Genomic DNA, 23,395 nt, shown 5'->3' on the forward strand with positions numbered 1-23,395 from the left:
CGATGTCATGAAGAAATCCATCCTCCCTGTTGCACTGGCCGCGCTGTTCGCGCTGCCGGCGCACGCCGGCGAAGCCGAAACGCTGGACACGCTGCGCCAGACCACGCTCAACCTGATCGATGCACTGGTCGACACCGGCGTGCTGACACGTGAAAAGGCCGATGCACTGGTCAAGGCTGCTGAAGCAAAAACCGCCAAGGCGGTGGCCAAGGCAAAAAAGGACACCACGGTGCGCGTGCAGTACGTGCCCGAGTCGGTGAAGGCTGAGATACGCGACCAGCTCAAGCAGGAAGTGCTGGCGCAGGCGCGCAGCGAGGGCTGGGCGACGCCGAACGCCATTCCGGAATGGACCGAGCGCATCAAGATCGAAGGGGATCTGCGGGTGCGTTACCAGGCGGATCGCTATGGTTCCGGCAATTCGGAAATCGCCGAGTACAACAATGTGCAGAATGCCAGTGCGGTGTCCTATCCGGACATCACGCGCTTTCCGTCGGCAGCGGACCTCGCAGGCGATTCCCGTCCGACCGGCAATGTGTCGGATGACGTAAGTCGCGCGCGCGTACGTGCCCGGCTCGGCGTTCTGGCCAAGATCAATGACAGTGTCAGCGCCGGCTTGCGCGTAGTAACCGGCAACGTGGATGACAGGGTGTCGACCAACCAGACGCTGGGCAACAACTTCAACAAGTACTCCTTCAACGTTGATCGTGCCTACATCAAGGTGGATCCGGTCGAGTGGCTGTCGATTTCGGGCGGACGTATCCCGAACCCTTGGTTCAATACTGATCTGGCATGGGATGAAGACCTCAATTTCGAAGGTGTTGCGGCTACGGTTAGCCGTGTCAGCCGCACGGCGACCATCCGCCCGTTTGCCACTGCCGGCTGGTTCCCGCTGCGGGCAGACTCGCCGCCGCGGGCTGATGACCGCTCGCTGCTCGGTCTGCAGATCGGCATGGACTGGGATGTCAATTCCAACACCCGGCTGCGCTTTGGCTTGGCCCGATTCCACTACAGAAACGTCGAAGGACGGCTCGATGGTGGTTACGATTTGGTCAATGACGTGCGTGGGTCCAGTTACGGCCAGTACGAATATGGCAGCAGTTTGCGGCAGAAGGGCAATACACTGTTTCAGACCACACTCGGCAACGGCGACAACAGTTTGGCCTCGCCCTTCTGGGGATTGGCATCGAAGTTTTCGCCGACGGTGTTCACCGTGGCTGCAGACCTCGCGCATTTCGACCCGATACACTTGATGGTCAGCGCGGAATACGTCAAGAACACCGCTTTTGATCGAGCCGAAATCGAGCGCAGGTCCGGTCTGACCCTGCTCGATGGCAAGGATACGGCTTGGCAATTGCGTGTGCAGGCTGGCATGCCCAGCGTGCGTGCGAGCGGCGATTGGCAGGCATTTGTCGCTTATCGCTACCTCGGATCCGATTCGCTGCTCGATGCCTTTGTGGATTCGGACTTCGGTTCCGGGGGGACCAATCTGCGTGGTTACGTCCTGGGGGCATCCTATGCCATCTACCGGGACACCAATGTCGGATTGCGCTGGTTCTCCGCCGAGAACATCGACTCCATGACTTACGGTCAGAGCAATATCTTGTTGACGGGTCAGAAGTTCAAGGTGGACAGCTTCATGGCTGATCTCAGCGTGAGGTTCTGATCATGAAACGCCTACTTGCTCTAGCGTGCCTGATCGGCATGACCAGCGTGGCTGGTGCGCAGCAGAAGTCGCGCGAGGCGGAACAATTGCGGCGGATTCGTCAGCAAGTGCAGCAACTACAGCAGCAACTGTCCGCGGAACAGCAGAAGGCACAGCAGGCGCAGCTTGAGTCACAGAAAGTGCGCGACGCCGTTGGCGCCGAGTCGGTGAAGCTCGACGCGGAACTGCGCTCCGCGCGGGCGCGCGGACAGGGGGCGGTGGCGCGAGCAGAACGCTTGCAAAAGGAAGTCGACCAGTTGCGGGCCAGCGATGCCGAGCGTGCCCGACAGCTTGAAGCCACGCGAAATTCCCTGAACGAGCGGACGAAACAGGCGACCGAGAGTGCGCTGCGCCTGCAGCAGCGCGAAAACGAACTGGCCGTTTTCCAGGCCCGCCTGATCGAAGGTGACATCCGTCTCCAGCAGTGCGCAGCGACGAATCTGGCTTTGTTCGAACTGGGCAATGAAGTCATAGACCGCTTCGAGCGTCGAACTCTGGGTGAACGCGTAGTCGAGGGGGAGCCGTTTTTCCAAATCGGTCGCGTCAAGCTGGAAAATCTGGCCGAAGCCTATCGTGACCGACTGCACGAACAGGCGCCGAACGAGGCGGGTGCGCACGTGTTGCAATGATCCGATTGGCCTACTTGAATGAGCCGATCGGATCATATCCACATGAATTTTCTGCAATCCGAGTGTCACAAAATGTCGTTACCGTCAGGAAGGATGAATCGTCCGCCGACTCTGTGATCTGAATGGTCCATTTGGGCTATTCCTGCGTTCGTGCCTCAGGTGAGGCCTGTAACACTACCGCGTCATCATCGAGACGCTTCTCACGGAGCCGGGATCAGCGGAAACGCACCCACCCCCTCGTTATTAGGAGAAACATATGTCATTCAACCTGAAAGCTGCCGCTGCTGCACTGACGGCCCTGTTCGCCAGTACCGCTGCGAACGCTATCACCGGTACGACCCTGCAGGACTTCGCCTCGGGCGATTCGTCGCTTCTGTTCTTCGCGGTCGACAAGACCAGCCCGGGTTTTGCTTCGGTCGGTATCGACCTCGGCTACAACCTCAATTCCTTCGTGGCAATCGCCGATACGGCCGGCACCAAGATCGTGTGGGATTTCACTACCGACACGCTGACCGTCAACGGCGCCAGCGCCGACGCCACCGGCGTGAACTGGGCTTCGCTCGACACGTTCTTCGCGTCCGCCAGCGTGACCTCGGCTCAAACCCAGTGGGGTGTCATCGCCGGTGACTCGAAGACGGAAAACACCAGCGATACGCCTGTCCGTTATTTGAGCACTTCGGTCGCTGCGTCGGTGGACGACTTGGCCGTCAGCCAATCGAACATCCTGAACATGTCGGCGGTGAATGGTTGGGTCGGTGGTCTGACCAATGACGCCGATGGCTTCACGACGACGACCTCCAACGCGGCCTATGTCGCGCGCAATGGCACCGGACTCGGTGGCAACCTCAACTGGCAGAACAACGGTGTGGTCGCTGCAGCGGCCATGGGTACGGACCAGAATTTCTTCATGTTCTCGGCCCCTGCCGGTGTTGCCACCAAGACGCAGTACGGCACATGGTCGTTCGATGGCGACAAGCTGTCTTACGTCGTTGCCGTTCCGGAACCCGAAACCTATGCGTTGCTGCTGGCCGGTCTGGGCCTGATCGGTTTTGCAGCCCGTCGTCGCGCCGTCTGAGCGCACACCTCCATTTAAAGGACTGAATTCATGAAACTCAAGCTCATCGCTGCCGCGCTCGCCATGGTGTCGGGTGCCGCCTTCGCCGGCACCAACGGCGACACCACCCTGGATCTGTCGGGTGCTTCCGCTGTGCAACAGAACGTTGTGCGCGCCGTCCGCGGCCTGTGCAACGCTGCTGGCGGCAACGTCACGATTTACAAGGAAGGCAACCAGACCAACGTCTATCGCAACTGGATGGCTATTCAGTGCTCGGTGCCGATGGCCGGCGGCATTACGCTGGTTCGCCACACCGTCGACGGCGGTTCGCTCATGTCCGTTCTGGCAATGAACGACACGACGCAGGTCGACTTCGTCAATATCAATTCGTGCTCGGGAAGCGGCGTCGCCGGTACCGGTGACCTGGCTCCGCTGTCGGTCAATCCGGCCGATCCGGAAGGTGCCGCACTGGCCAATATCGTCACGGGTTGTGCCATTGTTGATGGCGATTCCGACGGCGGTTTCTCGGACGTCGAATGGCAGTTGTCTCCCGAACTGTTTGGCGCCAAGGGCGATGACTTCATGGCCAACGTCGAAGTGCTGCCGGCTTTCGTCGGTCAGGCTTTCGGTGTCGGCGTAAGCCAGAAGCTCTATCTGGCCCTGCAGGCCAAGCAGAAGGCCGATGGCCTGATCAGCGCCAGTTGTGCCGACGGCGACTACACCCCGGCCTGCCAGCCCTCGCTGAGCCGCGCCGACGTGGCGTCGCTGATCAACAATAACGAGTTCAACGCGGTGAAGACCGGCGGTGCGGGCGCGCTCATCGGTTCCAGTGTCACCGACGAAGTCGTGTATTGCCGCCGTGTGGCCACGTCGGGCACCCAGGCATCGGCCGAAGTGTTCTTCCTCGGCAAGGTGTGTCTCGGTAGCGACCTTGGCGGTGCCGTTCCGGTGATCGCCGATGCGAACATCGATTACGGTTCCTACAAGGTGGTGCGCAATTCCAGCACCACCAACGTCCGTACTTGCCTGAACAACACCAATGACTACGCCGTGGGTGTGGTGTCGGCCGAGAACGAGCCGCTCGCGACCTCGCAGAACTGGCGCTTCGTGAAGCTGGATGGCGTGTCGGTCACCGAAGGTACGACCAATCCGACCAACCGCAAGACGGCGATCGACGGCACCTACTCGTTCCTGATGGAAGTCGTGACTCACGTCAATGAAACCGACGGCGCGACCGGCAGCGAAGAGCGCGAGCTGATCGAAGCCATTGCGGGCGAACTGGCTCTGCCGGTTGAAGAAGGTGGTTTCGCTGCGCGCGGTCTGTACCAGATTCGCGACGGCGGCTTCACCAACACCGCTTTCCCGGACTCGGTGTCCAAGGTGCAGCGCGGTGGCCTGACCCCGAACAACTGCGCGCCGCTGTTGCGCTAAGCAGTCATGTATCGCCCCGCGTTGGAAGACGCGGGTTTTTTCTTCGACAGCCCCTTCGGGGGCTGTTGTCATGATGGGCCCCTGCCTGTATGCGTGTGTCACCCTCAAGATTCCCCGTCCCTTGCCTTTTCGTATTGACGGTCTTCGTACTGCTCTCGGGCAGCTCCGCGCATTCGGCCGAGCAGCCCGACGCGACGGTGGGCGGCAGGGCTCCGGAGGCCTCGGCGCTTGAGCGCTTTGAAGTGCTCGAGTTTGCAATCGAGGGCAACAGCGTGCTCGACGATGAGCAGATCGAGCGGGTGGTCTATCCGTTTCTCGGACCGGCTCGTTCGGTCGGCGACCTCGAAGCAGCGCGCGCGGCACTTGAACGCGCTTACCATGAGGCGGGCTATTTGACAGTGACGGTGGAACTGCCGGAACAGCAGATGGAGGCCAACCGAGCGGTTCGGCTCCTGGTACAGGAAGGCCGGGTGGAGCGGCTGAAAATTTCCGGGGCCGAACATTTCCTGCCCAGCCAGGTACGTGCCGGTGTGCCATCGCTTGCGGCGGGCAGCGTGCCTCAGTTCGCCACCGTGCAGGACGAGCTGACAGCCTTGGGCAGGCAGTCGCCGGACAGGCAGGTCACGCCGCTGCTCCGCCCCGGGCGTACGCCGGGAAAGATTGAGGTCGAGCTCAAAGTCGAAGATCGATCGCCCATCCACGGTAGCGTGGAAGTGAACAACAAGCAGAGTTTCAGCACGGAACAGGGCCGTATCGAATCCGCCGTGCGTCATGACAACCTTTTCCAGCGCGGTCATTCGCTCGGCGCGAACTGGATCTATTCGCCGCATGCACCCGACCAAGCCAATATCTGGGTGTTCAGTTACGGCGTGCCACTGCGCAATGGCGACTACCTGAGCGCTTCGGTGGTCAGTTCGGACAGCAATATTCCCGCTGAAATCGGCGGGGCCACCATAGTGAATGGTGAAAGTGTGGGACTGCGTTATCGCAAGAACCTGCCGAGCCGGAATTACAACCTCTATCACGGCCTGACCGTCGGCATCGACTACAAATCCAACCGCGATGCGCTTGATCGCAACGCTCAGATTTTCGTTCCGCGTTCCTTGCACTACTGGACGCTGGCGGCGCGGTACGACCTCGTTGTGCCCGATGCGGACGGACGCAGTCAGACCTCGCTGGACATGAATCTCGCTGCCGGAGTACCGCCGCTGACCGAGCGACAGGTCGATTGCGACGGTGTCAGACGGGACCAGTTCGCCTGCAAGCGCTCGGGTGCCGAAGCGGGTTTCGTGACCTTGCGACTGGGTGGGGCGCGGGTCCAGGCACTGCCGAACAACTGGACACTGGACGTGAAGGGCGAACTCCAGATCGCCAGCGGGCCACTGGTGCCACAGGAACAACTGGGCGCCGGTGGTCGCGATTCGGTGCGCGGCTATTACGAATTCGAGCGCTTCGGCGACAGCGGAGTCAGTGCGAATGTCGAACTTCTCACACCGCCGTTCGCAACACTTGCGGGCGTTCAGTTCAAGGCGCTCGCTTTTTATGATCGCGCGCAATTGCGGGTTTCGGATCCGCTACCGCTGGAGGATGCGCGCATTGATCTCTCCAGCTACGGCTTGGGGGTGCGTGCGCAGAGCCGCGGCTTCGTGGCCCGGCTTGACATTGCGGTTCCGCTCCACACTTCGGGAATACAGACCACGGACAGCAATGGCGACCCGCTGCTGCGCGTACGCACCCGAAAAAACGATGCCCGCGTCCACGTGGGCATCGGTTACCAGTTCTGAGGAGTCCCTTGATGAACAAGCGCCTGTTTCGCCTCAAATTCGATCGCAGCCGTGGCATGTTGATACCGGCGGCTGAGGGTGTCCGTGCGCAGAGCCGTTCGTCGGGGCGACGCATGACGCGCGTCGCGGCACTGCTGGCCGCGCTGGGAGGCCTGCCTGCATCGGCCTACGCCGTCGGTACGATGCCCTCTTCGGTTGCGCTGGCTCAGGCGCGCGCGATGGCGAGCGGCAGCCCGTTGAACAACCTGCCGGTCCAGGGCGCCAATTTCAATCATCAGGGGCGAGCCTCCGTCAATCAACCGACGACAAAGGACATGGTGATCACCCAGCAGGACGGAAAGGTGATCCTGAACTGGTCGAGTTTTGATATCGGCAAGGGCTATTCGGTCGAGTTCGTCCAACCCGAGAACGGATCGGCGTTGAACCGGATCGAGTCGGCCGACCCGTCCCTCATTCTGGGCAACCTCCGAGCCAACGGCGAGGTGCTCCTTTATAACTCGAATGGTGTCATCTTCGGCCCGAATGCTCGGGTTGATGTGTCCAGCTTTGTTGCCACCACGCTCAATATCGCCGACAGCCTCTTCAATGGCAGTTTTCGCAATGTAACCGATGGCTCAGTGTCCTTCGGTGGCGATGACGCCAACCCGAATGGGTTCATCCGCGTCGAGAATGGCGCTGAGATCCGTGCCGCAGCTGGCGGCCAAGTGCTGATGTTCGCGCCACGCGTGCTCAACGAGGGACGCATCGAAGCGCCCGGCGGGCAGGTTGGCGTCGCGGCTGGTCAGAAGATCTATCTCAGGTCCTCGCTCAACGCTGCCGAACGGGGTTTGCTGATCGAAGTCGATCCGTTCGAGCACAGCGACGTTGCGGGGATCAATACGGTCGAGAACGCAAAATCTGAGAAGTACTGGGTTGATGTGACCTATGTCGATGCCGACGGCAATGCAGTCAGCGCGGCGGGTTTGCCGGCCGGTCTGACGGAGGCCCAACGCTATGCGCTCCGCAGCGACAAGTACCTTTCTTACTGGGTGGATGGACAGGGAAATGTGTTCAGTGACGAGAGCTATGCGGCGCTGACACCGACCGAAAGGCAGAACCAGATTGCGTCCGGCCAGTTGCGTGCACGTACCCTGCGAGAGCGCAGTGAGACGATGAGCAATGCGGAGGTCGCCGCACTGACTCCGGAACAGCGTCAACAGCGCGTTGCGGAAAACCGTCTGGTCGAGCGCATCAATGAAATTGTGAGTGAGCGCGGCGTCGTCACCATGGTAGGGCTGGCCGTGCGTCAAATGGGCACCGTGCGCGCTACCACTGCGGTAAAGGGACAGAACGGCTCCATCCGGCTGTTTGCTCACGGCAAGACACGCACAGCAAGTCCTGACGGCGTAGTGCTGCGCATCGCCGATCAACTTGGTGATCTGGTGATCGGCGAGGCCAGTCTGACCGAGGTCACCCCGGTGTCCAACAGCAGCCAGACTCAGCTTGATGCGGAGACCTACTACGCTTCCTCCGTAAAGGGAGAGGGGCGCTTGGTGTCGGTCGAATCGAATGCGGTTGTACGTGCGACGGGTGGCAGTATAGACATTCGTGCCAGCACGGCACCGACCACTTCACCTCTGTTTTCAGGCACGGTGGCCGGCAGCGACGACGGTAGTCGCATCGTCGTGGCGTCCAGTGCGTTGTTGGACGTATCGGGACAGCAGGACGTCCTGCTCGACATGAGTCGCAATCAGATGAGCGGGCGCCTGTTCGCAATCAATCTTGCGGATTCTCCTTTGCAGCGTGACGGCGTTCTGTATCGCGAGAACATCCGGTTCGATGCGCGCGAAGGAATTGAAGTCGCGAACGTGACCGACTTCTACAATCTTGTCGAACGCTCCGCGGCGGAATTGAGCACGGCCGGCGGGTCGATTACCTTGCGTTCGGATGGTGCGGTCGTGGTCGCCGACGACGCGAGGCTGGACGTGTCAGGGGGCAGCGTTCGCTACCGGGAAGGTACGATCGCCACCACGCTGGTTCGCTCGGGCAGTCGCATCTATCGCATAGACGAAGCGCCGAACGATATTGTTTATGACGAAATACTGGACGTTGCGCGTATCACCCGCGTAGCCAGCTATGTCGAAGGAAAGGATGCCGGCACCGTATCCATATCCGGGCGACAGGTGGTGATGCAAGGTGATGTCGTCGGCAGGACGACGCCTGGCATTTTGCAGCGAGGTGATTTCACAGCGTCCGGCGAAGCAGTTGCCGTGTTCGATACGCACAGGTTGCGTCCAAAGGCAGGGGCTCTGGTGCTGGGGATGGAAGTCTCGGGCACGGGAGATCGCTATCTCTCTGACGTCGTGCTTGCGGATGCGCAGAAGCAGATGCTCCCCGAGGGTTTCTGGAACGCACCTACGACCTCGGAACTCGGTAGCGTGGGCAACGCAGTGTACTTGTCTCACGACGTGCTGGAGGCGGGCGGAATCGGTCGGCTGACCATACTGGCAAACGGTACGGTAAGTCAGGTCGCCCGGAGTACGCTTGATCTGGGCAACAGCGGCGAGTTGACCGTAAATGCAGGGCGCGTGGAAGTTGACGGAGCCGTCCGGGCGGCCTCGGGGAACATTTCATTGACCTCCGCCGCATCGGTAGGCTTCTCCGATCTGGATCGTGCAGTCGTTGTCGGTGACACGGGCAGCCTGAGTACGGCCGGGCGATGGGTGAATGACCGGGTCCGCACCGGCAGTGGTCCTGCCGATGTGGCGATCAATGGCGGCAACATCACGCTGGCAGGCATGACTGGCGTGATGCTCGGGCAGGGCTCCGTGATCGACGTGTCGGCCGGTGCGTGGCAACGCTCGGACCGTTCGCTCGGTTTCGGGGAGGCCGGCAATCTGACGATACGGCACAACATCCCGGCGTCCGATCTCAACAATCCAGGTACGCTTTGGGCGCTGACGCTGAACGGCAGTCTTCGCGGCTACGGCTTCACCGATGGCGGCACTCTCAATCTCACGGTACCGACCCTTCATCTCGGCAGCAATCCACTGGCGGCCTTCTCGCTGGCGGGCGATTTCTTGACCAGTGGTGGATTTCAGAACCTGTCCTTCAGCAGCCTCGGGAACATCGAGATCGGAAATTACGCAGTCGTGCAGGATGGCGATGGCCACGCCACACTGAGCGAGCAGGCTATGACTCTGGAAGCTGTCCTGCGCAACCGTGTGCTGAATCCTAGTGCCTATGTGCGTCGTGAAAGTGGCGAACTGACTGCCGATCTTTACTCTCTCGCCTTGCTGCCGGCTGCCGAACGCGAGGCGATGACCCTGCAGTTTCTGGCACTGCGTTCGCCGGATGTCGCTCTCGGCAGTACGGGTGCAAGCGTGCACCTCGGCGAAAAGGTCAAGATCAGGACGGAGGCAGGTGGCGCCATTACTCTGGCAGCGGGTCGTTCGGTCGTGGTCGAAGGTACGCTCGAAGCACCTGGCGGCGCGATTTCACTGAACATCGGTGGTAGCTACAAGGACGCTGACGACAACGACATTGCCAGCATTTCCGCGAGCCGCGGCGGCGGCTCCGGCTCGCCGGACAGTGCGGGTGCAATTTCCGATCAGGCGATTTACCTCACCGATACCGCCCGCCTCCTTGCATACGGTGTGCTTGACAGTACGAAGGCCTCGGCCGGGCGAGTGCGCGGTACGCTCTATGATGGTGGTGACGTGACCATCAATGCACGGCGCGGACATGTCGTGGCCGAGCAAGGTTCGGTGATCGATGTGAGCGGCGTGAACGGCGCCACTCATCTGTATGTGAATCGCACGGATGCCCAGATGCAATACGGTGACGCTGGTTCGATCACGGTCAAGTCGCCGGAAGGCATCCACATGGATGCAGAACTCAAGGCGGGCACCGAGGATGTGCGGGCGACCCGCGGCAGCCTGAGCATGGCTCTCACCCGTGGTGGCGTGGACAACTATACGTCCGGGACCGCCTATTCGACTGCCGAACGCAGGCTGGTACTGACTGCCGACGACACGGTCCTTGAATACCTCACCGACCCGGCGACCGGGCGCTCCGTGTCTTTGGTCAGCCCGGGCGACGACTTCGACGCCAGCTTCGGCAACGGCGAGTTGAAGGTCTCGGCCAGCCGACTTTCGGCGTCAGGGTTCGACAGCATCCGGCTGACGGCGGATGACCGGATGGTGGTAGAGGACACGCTGGCGCTGACTGCGGTCCGATCCCTCCAGCTTTTCTCGTCGAACATTGAAGTGTTCGGCGATGCTGCGGGACTTTTCAGCGCTCAGCATGTTGCGATCGGTGATTCCGGCGTCGAGCGAATCGACGGGGGGCTGGTGTCGGTCACGGCTCCATCTGCCGTGTCTGCAGCCCCCGGGCAGCAGTCGCGTCTGACTTTACGGGCTGCGGTGATCGATGTGATCGGAAGCGTCGGTTTGCAGGAAATAAGCAGCGTAGAACTGGATGCCTCTCTTTTCGGTCGGACCGACGGCGAGATCAGGCTGCAGGGAAGGTTGGTCGGCGATACCGACAGCAGCCTCGATGGCGCACTGCTGTTTGCGGACTCTTTGCTTCTGCATGCCGGGCAGGTGTATCCGACGACGATGTCCCGTTTCAGCATTACCGGTTCAAGCGGTTCCGCGCTGCAGTTCTCTTCTCCTGCCGGGGTTCGGTCGGGTACGCCTCTTTCGGCCTATGCGTCGCTGAATCTGGTCGCGGACACGATTTCCTTCACCGGTCGCGATGCCGTCAGTCAGGGTGGTGTCGTTCGCGTGCCTTTCGGCAGTCTGGTCGTGCAGGCACGAGATTCGATCACACTGGGCGCGGGAGCGCTGTTGTCTGCCTCGGGGGCGGGCGTGATCGTGCCGGTCGGCACGACCGTAAATGGTTCCCAATGGGTCTATTCACCGGGTGGTAGTCAGAACGAAAACACGGTGTCACTGGATGAAGCTCCGGTAGCCAAGGAACTGAGATTAGATGCGCCCCTGTTGAATGTGTCCGCCGAGGCGACGGTGTCGGTTGCCGGTGGGGGCGATCTGCAGGCTTGGGAGTTCGTGTCGGGAGCTACGGGCACGGTCGATACGCTGACCCGGGACGGCGTCTATGCCATCATTCCAGGCTATACCTTTGATTTCGCTCCGCTTGATGCCGAAATATCGGCGTCGGATAGTACGCCGGCATTGGGTGCCCGCATCGTCATACCATCCGGTGTTCCAGGTCTTTCCGCCGGCGAATACACCCTGCTACCGGCGCGCTATGCATTACTTCCGAATGCTTACCTGGTGTCGTCGATCGCCATCGGCACGCGTGCGGACGTGGGTAACTTGCTGCGCGCGGATGGAAGTATCGAGGTATCGGCCTACACCCGGCTCGCCGACTCGAATGTCCGTGAGGACAGCTACCGCCGCTACTTGGTCGAACCGGGGGCTACTTTCCTGACCAAGTCGGGGTATGGGCTCACATCGGGCAGTGATTTCTATCGAGCGCGTGCTGAGGCACTGGATGCTGCGGTGCCGCGTCTGCCGGTCGATGCCGGCAGGCTGTCTCTGGTTTCGGACAATGCCTTTGACTGGCGGGCCGCAATCGACCTTTCCGCGGCGCGAAATGCACAGGGTGAATCTGCGGGTCGTGCCGGGCAGCTTGACTTGAGCATGTCGAAGCTGGCCGTGGTCGATGCCAATGACGGCGCACCTGAGGGCTACGCTGCGGTGAGCGCGCAAAGCCTCAGCGGGGCAGGCGCCGAGAGCATTCTGCTGGGCGGTTTTCGCAGCGGACCGGATAGTGGTTTGACGCTCACTACCTCGGCCGCCAGCGTCTTGCTGCTGGCGGACGATGCAGCCATCTCTGCTGGAGAGCTGATGTTTGCGGCTCTGGATGAACTTCTGATCGGTGATGGCGTGTCGCTGCTGGCAACAGGCAGCGGTCAGTCCACGACCTCGAGCATGGCCCTGACTGGTGACGGTGCTTTTGTGCGCGTCAGTGCAGATCGTGGCCTCGCACTGACGCGGAGCAATGCGACCCTGGGTTCCGGAGGAAGATTGACATTTGGTTCTGGTGTGCGTCTGGCGGGATCCGAGATGCAGATTGACGCGACCGGACGATACGCTCTCATTGCCGCCGATCAACCTGTGCTTGTTGCTGAGTCACTGAGCATCGGAGCAAGGCGCATTTCGATTGGCGGCGCATCGCCGGAGGCAGATGCTCTGCAACTCCAAGGTAGCTTGCTGACGTCCGCCTTGGGCGTCGACGCGCTTTCGCTGCGCAGTTACTCGACGATAGATTTCGCTGCCGGTACCCAACTGCAAGGTACGCGCATTGGCGGTTTTTCTTCATTGGTGATCGATGCGCCTGCCCTGCGCAGCTTGGGCGATGCGACGAGTCGGGTCACGGTGGCGGCAGCCGACATCCTTCTCACCAACACCTCTGGCTTGGCGACCACGGCAAGTGGATTGGGCGGCATTGACGTGATTGCATCACCGCCTTTGCGCGAAGGCAGGACTGGCGGCATCACGATAGGACCGGGAGCGCTTTCCATTGCCTTTGCGGATGCACTGCTGCAGTCGGGTGGCGACGTTGTTTTCTCTGGCCCTTCTAGTCTCTCGGTGTCAGGCAATCTGACCTTGAGCACGGCTCGCGTGACTGCGGCGACAGCGGCTGACGCGACGGTGACGGCGACCGGGATGCTGACCATTTCCGACAATCCGGACGCCCGCTCACTGGGTGAGCGTACGGGTGCCGGCGCTTCACTGTCGTTTGCCGCCGAAAGCATCCTGCAGGAAGGTCATGTCCGCGCCGATGCCGGCCAACTCGACTTCATTGCGACCGGTAGCGGCAATGCACTTGTGTTTGCCGAGGACTCGGTCACCGAGGCACGCGGTTTCACGACAACAACCGTGGATGGCTATGAGTACTACGCGGATGGCGGGCGCATTTCTGTTGCCGCAAGTACCGGAAATATCATTGTAGACGGTGCGCTGGACGTGTCAGCGCAGAACGCCGGTGGTGACGGTGGCTCCCTGATGCTATCCGCAGCGTCGGGCGGCGTCGTTTTCGGTAACGAGGCGCGGCTGGCCGGAGGCGCCGGCACCGACGGAACTGGTGGCCGATTCTCGCTCGACACGGGTTCTCTGCCCGGTGAGTCTTCTTCCCTTGATCGGCTGGCTGCGCTGACCGGCGCGAGCGAAGGACAGGGGGCAGGGACGCGAAGTGGAGGCTTCGATCATCTGATTTCGATGCGCGTGCGGACCGGGGATGTCGTGCTGGATTCGGTCATCAAGGCCGATACGGTGTCGCTGTCGGTCGACGGGGGCTCATTCACGCTGGGCAGAAGCAGTCGCATCGATGCGGACAGCGAGACCGGCGGTGTGGTGGGCGTGTTTGCCACCGGAAACCTGATTGTGCGGTCGGGGGCCGAAATCACGGCGAGATCGGCTCGTGAAGGTGCTCAGGGGGGAGACATCACGCTTGGAAGTTCCTCCGGCCGCATCAGCCTTGCGCAGGGTGCTTCCGTCGATGCCAGTGGAGACGACGCTCTGGACGGTCGCATCACATTGCGCGCACAACGAGACGGAAACAGCGTGAAGGTGGATCGGATCGAGGCCGACTGGAATGCCGGCACGCTTGCCGTAGAGGCCGTCCGTACCTACACGGGAACAACTGTAGCTACCGGAAACAGTAGCGGTTCCACGGTCGGCCAGACTACGCTGGCAAATGACACCGCAACCTATATGACCAATGAGGTCAGCATTATCGACGGTCTGGGTCTCTCTGGTGAGGCGCGAGCGCACCTGCGGGTCGGCGTGGAGATCGTCTCTTCGAGCCACCTCACGGTCAGCAACGACTGGAATCTGTGGTCTGCCTCGCGTGCTGGCGGAGAGCCCGGCTACCTTACGTTGCGCGCTGCCGGTAATCTGAACATCAATGGGACCATCAGCGACGGATTCAGTACCGCTGCACGAACCGGGACCTTGCAGGGCGGTGAGTCGTGGTCCTATCGGCTGGTGGCAGGTGCGGACACTTCTGCTGCGAACGTGATGGATACGGTTGCAGGGTCCGGTGACCTCGCTGTGGCAGGAAACAAGATGGTGCGCACCGGTACCGGGTCGATAGAAATGGCTGCCGGGCGTGACATCGTGTTGTCGACCGCATCGAGCACGCCAGCCGTGGTCTACGTTGCGGGCAGCCTGACCACGCCACCGAAAGTGACCGATCCGATCACGGGTGGAGTGGTCGACGACGCGTTCTCCTCACGCACCAATGCTTTGTTCTCGTCGCGCGGTGGTCGCCTGGCACTCGACGCGGGGCGCGACATCCGCAGCGCAGTGTCCAACCAGTTGATCAACAACTGGTTCTTCCGCACCGGCTCGCTTAACGAGAGCGGGGAACTCGCAGGCAGCTTCAAGTCGTCGAGTTATCTCGCGTGGTGGAGTCGTTTCGACCTTTACAAGCAGGGGGTCGGTTCGTTTGGTGGCGGCAATGTGAGTGTGTCAGCCGGGCGCGATGTCAGCGATCTGTCCGTGGTGGCGCCAACGTCTGCCTACATGTCGTCCGCGCGTCCCGATGCAACGCGTCTGACTGTGCTGAATGGGGGGGATGTCGAAGTAACCGCAGGCCGTGACATTCGGGGCGGAACTTACTTCGTCGGTCGTGGCGATGGGACGCTCGACGCGGGACATGCAATCACCCAGGGGTCGGTCATAACCACCCAGATCGGTGCCCTCGCTCCGGTGCTCGCTGTCATGGATGGCTCTTGGTCGGTGGATGCGCGGGGCGATGTTTCGCTTGCCGGAGCATTCAATCCGACCTTGTTCTCGACCAACGCTTCACTCGTCAACTCGAATATTTCGGCGCTTTACTCGACGTATTCTGACGATGCTTCATTGTCTGTCAGTTCGAGCGGCGGTGATGTCGAGTGGGTGACACCCAGTTCCAGTACGCTGACACGGATAGCGACAGCACCGACCGCGGCTTCGGGCGAACGTCTCAGCTTCAGCTCCGCCTCGGATATTCCCTTCTTCAACCTCGCGCCGTCGAGCGTGACGATTGTTGCCCACACGGGTGACCTGAACATCGATGCCGCCGGCGGATCGGGCCTATTGCTCTACCCGCGTGCCGACGGAAACCTCGCGTTGTTTGCGGCGGGAGACCTGGAGCTTGACAGTTCGGTACGACTGATCGATATCGACCCGTCGCGTATTCCGGGGGTGGGCACTCCCATCGACGCAAGTGGCCGCAAGGCGATCAGCGATGTGTTGATAGCGACCCGCCTGACGACGGCGAATCTCTTCACGGCGCTGCACGCCAGCGACGAGGCGCCGATGCGCATTCAGGCCGGCGGCGATCTTACCTTGTCTGGGGGTACCACAACCCGCATATGGGCGCCCAAGCAGGCTGTCATCACTGCGGGAGGGGATATCAAGAATCTCGATTTCGTCGGCCAGCACCATCGGGGGTCGGATATTACGACGATCAATGCAGGGGGAGCGATTACCAACACCACAACGGTAAATACGGCCGGGCTCATTTCTCTGGCCGGTCCCGGACTGCTTGAAATCGCCGCTGGTCGTCAGATTGATCTGGGCCGTTCAGCAGGCGTGCAAACAGTTGGTAACGTTTATAACAGCACGTTGCCCGATACGGGGGCGAGCGTAACGCTTGCGGCTGGCGTGAATGCGTCACTCGATCTGACGGCATTCCGCACGACCTATCTTGAGGGTACTGACGCTGAAGCAGTCGGAAATCGGGCCAGTCTCGTTGCCTACGTAGATGGTGTTCTTGGCTTGGTGCCAGATGAGAGTTTGTCTTCTCAGCAGCAGTATGACCAAGCGCTTGAACGCTTCGGTACGCTTTCTTCCCGTTCCCAAGTGACTTTTGCGCGGCAGGTATTGAACGCAGCTTTCGTGCGCAGTTATCTGGACGATGGCAGTCTCTATACGCAGCAGTGGAACAGCTATGCACAACGCTACGGACTGGATCCGGCCGTCAGGAATGGCTCCGGTTTCGAGCGTTTCGCCGCTACAGTTGTCATGGCGGAGTTGCAAGCCGGTGGTCAGCAAGGCAGCGCAGCTACGACTCTCGAAGAGCGTGAGGCTGGGTATGGGCGCGGTTTCCGTGCTCTGGAGTTGGCGGCGCTTGCCTCTCCACATATCTTTACCGGTGGCGACATCAATATCGTCGAGAGCAAGGTTCACACGCAGCGGGGCGGCGACATCAGCTTCTATGCACCGGCCGGCAATGTGAACGTCGGTCTCAGTTCGTCGGCACGGCCCGCCAGCGGGCAGACGGAGAAGTCGCAGTCGGAGCGTGGTGTTGTGGCCTTCAATGGAGGCAATATCAGATCGTTCTCCGACGGTGACTTCCAGGTCAATACGCAGAAGGTGTTCGTGATTGGTCAGGGCGACCTGATGTTGTGGAGTTCCAATGGCAACATCGATTCGGGTCGTGGTTCCAACAACACCGTAACGGTGCCAGCCGCAGTCCCCACTCTTGACAGTAGCGGCAACATCGTCTTCCAGATTCCGCCGCTTGCGACAGGTAGTGGCATCGGCATTCTTGAACCACAGGATGGCAACGCCGAAGGTACCGTCTATCTTTACGCGCCACGTGGCGAGATCATTGCACTTGATGCCAGCATCCGCGGGCCCGAGATCAATCTTGGCGCGGAGGTGGTTCGTGGTGCCGACAACATCGTCGGCGGGTCCGTCACCGGTGTCGCCGCTGCCCCGGTGGCAGTTGCTGTCGGTGGATTGGGCGCGGTAGCGAGTCAAGGCGAAAGCCGGACGGCAGCGGGCCAGGCCCAGAGTGATCCGGAAAAGCGCGATCCGGCCCAGCGCAACTCCATACTGACCGTCGATCTGATTGGCTTGGGCGAAAGTGTTACGAGTGCCGGTTGTCAACCGGATGACAAGGACTGTGAGGCCGCGACGAGCGCCAACTGACGGCGATCAGCCCGAGCGCGTCTCCCGCAACTGCCCCAGCGGACTCAGGTCGTAGCCGCCCAGGCGCGCGGCGAGGTCGCGGCTGTCGGCGCTGGACAGTTCGGCGAGCAGTTGTTGCAGCAGCGCACGGAAGTAGAGCGTGCGCTGCATCACCAGGTCGAGCGCTTCGCTGCCCAGCGGCAGGAAGTGCAGATTGAATTCGCCGGCCGCGGCGCGCGTGCCCGGGGCGCAATCGCCGGCGCCGCTGGCCACCATGAAAGCGGCTTCGCGTTCGGTGGCGGCGGACTGCGTCAGTGCGGGCAGCGCGAGGCCGGCCGCGGTGCACGCCTGCACGAAGAAGTGCTGCGATCCGGCGCCGCTGCCGCGCTGGATGATTTTCGGCTGGCGGGCGAGCAGGTCGGCGAGCGTGGCGACCGGGGCGGTCGTGCGCGACAGCATGACGCCCTGTTCGCGCAGCGCAAGCTGCACCATGACCCAGCCCGAACTGCCTGTGTATTCGCGCAGCAGCAGCGCATGCCGGCGCGTGGCGTGCTGCGCATCGCCCCAGTGGATCGGGCAGGCGTTGGCGCGTCGCTGGGCGAGCAGCGCCAGCCCCTTGCGCGTGCCGCACGGGCTGTAGGCGATCAGCGTGCCGTCGTCGGCGCGCTGGGCGAGCCGCGCGATGCTGTGCGCCAGCCAGGGGTCGTCGCTGCCGGCGATCAGCAGGCGGTCGGCCAGCACGCCGCCATGCGTCGATTCAAGCAGCCAGTCGTCGAGCAGCGCGCGCGGAAACAACCACTTGCCGGTCACCTTGGTGGCCGGAATGCCGCCCTCCTGGATCATCGCGTACAGCGTCTTTTCGTTCAGATGCAGATAGGCGGCCGCTTCGCGTGCCGTGAGGTAGGGCGAGGGCTCGCCCGGCTGATCGTCGTCGGCCTGCACCGTCAGATCAGGCCTTCGAACGGAATGACATGCACCGCGTCGCCGACCGCGACGTTGCCACAGTCGTCACCGAGCACGATGATGCAGTTGGCGTCGCACATCGAACGCAGGATGCCCGAGCCCTGGGCACCGGTGACCGCGACATGCCACTGCCCGTCGCGCAGTTCGAGGATGCCGCGCTGGTATTCGGTGCGGCCGGGCTGCTTTTTCATCGCGGTGTCGCTGAGCGCGGCGAAATGCACGGGTGCGGTGACCGGTGATACGCCCATCAGTGTCAGCAGCGCGTCGCGCGCGAAGAAGTGGAAGGTGACCATGGTGGCCACCGGATTGCCCGGCAGGCCGAACAGCAATGTGCTGCGCGCGCCTCGGCCCAGCGTGCCGAAAGCCATCGGCCGCCCCGGCTTCATGGCGATCTTCCAGAACGTCACTTCACCCAGGCTGGCGAGGATTTCCCGCACGAAATCCGCCTCGCCGACCGACACGCCGCCGCTGGTGATGATGGCATCGACTTCGCCGACAGCGGATTCGAGCGCGGCCGACAGCGCGTCGCGCGTGTCGCGCGCGACACCCAGATCGACCACTTCGCAGCCGAGTCGCGTCAGCATGCCGGTCAGCGTGTAGCGGTTGCTGTCGTAGATGCCGCCTTCGCGCGGTGCGTCACCGATCGACATCACTTCGTCGCCGGTCGACAGCACGCCGACGCGCACGCGCCGGCGCACGGTCAGTTCCGGAATGCCGAGCGAGGCGGCCAGACCGATGTCGGCCGGGCGCAGCAGGCGCCCTGTGCGCAGTGCGGGTTCACCCGCGCGCAGGTCTTCGCCGACGCGGCGGAGGTGCTGCCCGGCTTTCTGGCCAGGCGGCACGATGACCGCGTCGCCGTCGAGCTGCGCGCTTTCCTGGATGACGATGGTGTCCGCGCCGACCGGCATGACGGCGCCTGTCATGATGCGCACCGCCTGACCGGCGGCGACTTCGCCCGCCCAGCCGTGCCCTGCGAAGGCCTGGCCGACGATGAACAGCCGCGTGGCACCGTCGGCCGACAGGTCGGCATGGCGAACTGCATAACCGTCCATCGCCGAGTTGTCGTGCGGCGGCACGCTGACCGGTGAAATGACGTCGGCGGCCAGCACGCGGCCGAGCGCATCGCGCAGCGGCACACGTTGCGTGCCGCGCACCGGCGCGCAGGCGGCGAGAATGTGGGCGCGGGCGTCCGCGACCGGAGTGAAGCGATCTGTCATGGCGTGTCATGGCGCGCGGTGAGCGCGGCCAGTTCGTTCAGCGTGTTGATGTTGACGAAGGCGTCGGGCTGGTCGTCGAAGCTGACTTCGACCACCTTCAATGCCGAATACCAGAGGTCGACCTTGCGCCCGCCGCCGTCGAGAAAATCGGTCAGACCGGGCAGTACGTGACGGTGCACCAGGCTGAATACCGGGTGCGACTGCGCGCCGGTGCGCGCCACTGCGAGGTCTGCGCTCTCGCGTTCCAGTGCCTCACGCAGGCGGGCGACCAGATCGAGCGGGAGGAAGGGCGAGTCGCACGGGCTGGTCACGAGCAGCGGCGTGCGGCAGGCGCTCAGTCCGGCATGCATGCCGGCCAGCGGACCGGCGTAACCACCGATCACGTCCGGTATGACCGGGTAGCCGAAGGCGGCGTAGCGCTCGCTGTTCTGGTTGGCATTGACGATCAGTGCATCGACCTGCGGCGCAAGCCGTTCGATTACGTGGCTCACCATCGGCCGGCCCCGGAATTCCTGCAGTCCCTTGTCGATGCCGCCCATGCGACGGCCGAGTCCGCCAGCCAGCACCAGCCCGGTGATCGCCTTCTTCATTCCGCTACTCCGTCGCGTACGAATCGCTCCATGCCGGTCAGCAGCAGATAGTGTTTGCCCTGCGAGCGGCCGATCATCGTAATGCCGACCTGGCGCGCGATGTCATAACCCATCTGCGTGAGGCCGGAGCGAGACACCAGGAAGGGGATGCCCATCTGCGCCGCCTTGATCACCATTTCCGAGGTGAGACGGCCGGTGGTGTAGAAAATCTTGTCGTCGCCGTCGACGCCGTCCAGCCACATGTGGCCGGCGATCGCGTCGACCGCATTGTGGCGCCCGACATCCTCGACGAAGTACAGCAGTTCGGCGCCGCGGAACAGCGCACAGCCGTGCACCGCGCCGGCCTGCTTGTAGATGGTTTCGTGCGTACGCACCACGTCGAGCATCGCGTACAGCGCGCTTTCGGTCAGGCGGGCGTCGGCCGGCAGGCGGATTTTCTCGATGTCGTCCATCAGATCGCCGAACACCGTGCCCTGGCCGCAGCCGGTGGTCACGGTGCGCGTGGCCATGCGTGCGTCGAGATCGGCCACGCCATGGCGCGTCGTGATGGCCGCGGCATTGACCTCCCAGTCCACCTGCACCGACACGATGTCGTCGATCGACGGCAGCATGCGCTGGTTGCGCAGCCAGCCGATCACCAGCGCCTCGGGGGCGCCGCCGAGTGTCATCAGCGTCACCAGTTCGCGCTTGTCCAGATACAGCGTCAGCGCATGTTCGCCGGCAATCGCGGTCGGCACCGTTTCGCCGCGCTCGTTGATCGCCGGAATTTCGATCGTGGCCGGGCGGGCCGCGTCGGTCAGCAGGGGTCTGGGCATGAGGGGGCGGGCCCCGAGAGATCTGGGCACTTCAGCCACCGATGTAGGACATTTCGATTTTGCGCCGGGCAGCCGTGTCGGCGGTGCGGATTTCGGAATAGCGGTCGGTGCGCGCCCGCCAGATCGCGCCGATGGCCGACGTGATGTCCGCGTCGCTGCGACCTGCGCGCAGCAGTGCGCGCAGGTCGTGACCTTCGGTGGCGAACAGGCAGGTGTAGATCTTTCCTTCGGTCGACAGCCGCACCCGCGTGCAGCTTGAACAGAAGGCCTGGGTGACCGATGAAATGACACCGATCTCGCCGCTGCCATCGACATGGCGCCAGCGCTGGGCGACCTCTCCGGGATAATTCGCACCGATCGGCTCGAGCGGCATCTCGGCGTGGATGCGCGCGATGACCTCGGCACTCGGCAGCACTTCATCCATCTTCCAGCCGTTGCTGGAGCCGACGTCCATGAATTCGATGAAGCGGACGATGTGGCCGCTGCCCTTGAAATGGCGCGCCATCGGCACGATGGCATGGTCATTGGTGCCGCGCTTGACCACCATGTTCACCTTGACGGGTGCCAGGCCGGCGGCATGCGCCGCGTCGATGCCTTCGAGCACCTGACTGACCGGGAAGTCGACATCGTTCATGCGACGGAAGGTGTCGTCGTCCATCGCATCGAGGCTGACGGTCACGCGCGTGAGCCCCGCATCGCGCAGCGCGCGCGCCTTCTGCGGCAGCAGGGTGCCGTTGGTGGTGAGCGTGATTTCGACCGGCAGCCGCGCCAGGCGCTCGATCAGCTGTTCGATGTTCTTGCGCAGCAGCGGCTCGCCGCCGGTGATGCGCAGCTTGTTCACGCCGTGCGCGACGAACAGCGTCGCGATGCGTTCGATCTCTTCGAAACTGAGCAGCTCGGCGCGCGCCAGATACGGGTAGTCCTTGTCGAACACGCTTTTCGGCATGCAGTAGACGCAGCGAAAATTGCAGCGGTCGGTGACCGATATCCGCAGGTCGCGCACTGCGCGGCCGCGCGTGTCGTCCAGCCGGCCGGTGGCCGGTATGGCGAGGTCGGGCACGACTGCCGCGGTGCGCGCGGCAGTGCGGGTGTCCAGCAGATGTATGATCTTTTCGCTCATGGGCAGCGCGGCGTGAAGTTCGGGGTCGCGAACCCGTTCGACAGGAAGGCAGGAAAAAGATTGTGCATGGCGAGAGGATGGAACACGAACCAGTCACCCTCAGGCTGGCAGTGATTATGGAGCGCAGGGTGCTGCACAACAAGTGGGCGGACCACGCGTGGGAGGCTTGCGCACTGCAGCCCGAAGGCCCGCAAAGCCCTGCAGCGCCAGTGGTTTTCGCCGATTCCGGCGCGGCGACGCAGTGGCTGTTCCCACCGCTCGACTTCACGCTCTACACCGATGAAGCCGACAACTACCTGCTCAACGTGACCGCGGCCGAGCCGCGCATCTTCGTCATGTGGCGGCAGGACGAAGAGGCAGAGCCACCGGTACGGCCGATGCAGCTGAGCGCCAGCTATGGTGAAGCGGCGCGCTGGATGGATTCCGGCGAGAAGGTCGACGGATTGCCGATGCCGCCCGGCATTCGCGACTGGATCGAAGCCTTTGCCCGCCGCTTCCAGAAGGCGCCCGAGCCGCGCAGACAGAAACGCTTTGCGCGCACCGGCGACGGCAACACCCACTACGGGGGCGGCGGCAATGGCCGATGATCCGGTGCGCGGATTTCTCGGTCGCTGGTCGCGGCTGAAACAGCAGGCCGCAGCCGGATCCGCTCCGGCCGACGCGGCGCCCGTCGTCGTTCCGGCGGCCGACGCCGCAGCGTCGCAGAGTGAATCCGAGGTGCCGCTGCCGCCGGTCGATTCGCTCGATTTCGATTCCGACTTCCGCGGCTTTCTGGGCGACAAGGTCGACGAGGGCGTCAAGCGCGCGGCGCTGAAAAAGCTGTTCCAAACCGGCCCTTTCAACACCATGGACGGGCTGGACGTCTATATCGAAGACTTCAGCGTGTTCGAGCCGCTGCCGGCATCGATGGTCGCCCAGCTTGCGCATGCGCGGGAAACACTCTCTCCGACGCTGCCGGCCGACTGGTTCGGTCCGGTGGTCGATGCCGAACCTGCGGTCGCGCTGCCGGAACCGGAGCCGCTGACTGAGTTGCCGTCCGAGTCGGACGCGCTTCCCGACAGGCGTGACGTGGCCGAACCCGAGTCTCTGCCCTCCGCGCATGCTGACGCGCAGTCCGGCTCGCCACAGGGTGTGATGCTGCCTGATGCGGCAGAAAGTCGTTCCCGGTCGGAATAGGTCA

General features: G+C 62.7%; 13 protein-coding genes. 8 read left to right on the forward strand and 5 right to left on the reverse strand.

The annotated features are described in order from the left end of the window. Positions 1-7 precede the first annotated feature (7 nt). From NMQ14_RS15020 to NMQ14_RS15045, 6 genes are all read left to right on the forward strand, one after another. The gene (locus NMQ14_RS15020) at positions 8-1,663 is read left to right on the forward strand and encodes a putative porin (protein ID WP_257097411.1); all 1,656 of its coding nucleotides are present in this window, start codon (positions 8-10) and stop codon (positions 1,661-1,663) included. 2 nt (positions 1,664-1,665) lie between these two features. After that, positions 1,666-2,331, forward strand: coding sequence for a hypothetical protein (locus NMQ14_RS15025; RefSeq protein ID WP_257097413.1), 666 nt, complete (start codon positions 1,666-1,668; stop codon positions 2,329-2,331). Positions 2,332-2,587: 256 nt separating this feature from the next. After that, complete coding sequence (locus NMQ14_RS15030) at positions 2,588-3,406, forward strand: PEP-CTERM sorting domain-containing protein (RefSeq protein ID WP_257097415.1); 819 nt, start codon at positions 2,588-2,590, stop codon at positions 3,404-3,406. Positions 3,407-3,436: 30 nt separating this feature from the next. After that, positions 3,437-4,816, forward strand: a complete 1,380-nt coding sequence (locus NMQ14_RS15035; protein ID WP_257097416.1) for a hypothetical protein — start codon at positions 3,437-3,439, stop codon at positions 4,814-4,816. Between the two features lie 134 nt (positions 4,817-4,950). Further along, positions 4,951-6,600 (forward strand): ShlB/FhaC/HecB family hemolysin secretion/activation protein, encoded by a 1,650-nt coding sequence (locus NMQ14_RS15040; protein WP_257097418.1) that lies wholly within the window; start codon positions 4,951-4,953, stop codon positions 6,598-6,600. A gap of 11 nt (positions 6,601-6,611) precedes the next feature. Then, entirely contained in the window at positions 6,612-17,531 is a 10,920-nt protein-coding gene (locus NMQ14_RS15045) for a filamentous haemagglutinin family protein (RefSeq protein WP_257097420.1), read from the forward strand. Between the two features lie 6 nt (positions 17,532-17,537). Here NMQ14_RS15045 and NMQ14_RS15050 read toward each other — a convergent pair whose 3' ends face one another. Genes NMQ14_RS15050 through moaA form a run of 5 tightly spaced genes read right to left on the reverse strand, consistent with a single transcriptional unit; the run spans position 17,538 to position 22,215 of the window. Beyond that, positions 17,538-18,452, reverse strand: a complete 915-nt coding sequence (locus NMQ14_RS15050; protein ID WP_257097422.1) for a helix-turn-helix transcriptional regulator — start codon at positions 18,450-18,452, stop codon at positions 17,538-17,540. Positions 18,453-18,454: 2 nt separating this feature from the next. Then, entirely contained in the window at positions 18,455-19,690 is a 1,236-nt protein-coding gene (gene glp, locus NMQ14_RS15055; RefSeq protein ID WP_257097424.1) for a gephyrin-like molybdotransferase Glp, read from the reverse strand. Then, a complete protein-coding gene (gene mobA, locus NMQ14_RS15060; RefSeq protein WP_257097427.1) occupies positions 19,687-20,280 on the reverse strand; it encodes a molybdenum cofactor guanylyltransferase MobA in 594 nt (197 codons plus the stop codon). Before mobA ends, glp begins: the two co-directional genes overlap by 4 nt. Continuing rightward, entirely contained in the window at positions 20,277-21,095 is an 819-nt protein-coding gene (locus NMQ14_RS15065) for a formate dehydrogenase accessory sulfurtransferase FdhD (RefSeq protein ID WP_257097429.1), read from the reverse strand. The genes mobA and NMQ14_RS15065 overlap by 4 nt, the downstream gene beginning before the upstream one ends. A gap of 31 nt (positions 21,096-21,126) precedes the next feature. Next, positions 21,127-22,215 (reverse strand): GTP 3',8-cyclase MoaA, encoded by a 1,089-nt coding sequence (gene moaA, locus NMQ14_RS15070; protein WP_257097431.1) that lies wholly within the window; start codon positions 22,213-22,215, stop codon positions 21,127-21,129. Between the two features lie 77 nt (positions 22,216-22,292). Here moaA and NMQ14_RS15075 point away from each other — a divergent pair, with 77 nt between their 5' ends. Both NMQ14_RS15075 and NMQ14_RS15080 read left to right on the forward strand, forming a co-directional pair. Further along, positions 22,293-22,802, forward strand: coding sequence for a DUF3305 domain-containing protein (locus tag NMQ14_RS15075; protein ID WP_257097433.1), 510 nt, complete (start codon positions 22,293-22,295; stop codon positions 22,800-22,802). Next, complete coding sequence (locus NMQ14_RS15080) at positions 22,792-23,391, forward strand: DUF3306 domain-containing protein (protein WP_257097435.1); 600 nt, start codon at positions 22,792-22,794, stop codon at positions 23,389-23,391. The genes NMQ14_RS15075 and NMQ14_RS15080 overlap by 11 nt, the downstream gene beginning before the upstream one ends. The last annotated feature ends 4 nt before the right edge of the window (positions 23,392-23,395 follow it).

It is taken from the genome of Methyloversatilis sp. XJ19-13 (assembly GCF_024580155.1).
Classification (GTDB): Bacteria; Pseudomonadota; Gammaproteobacteria; order Burkholderiales; family Rhodocyclaceae; genus Methyloversatilis.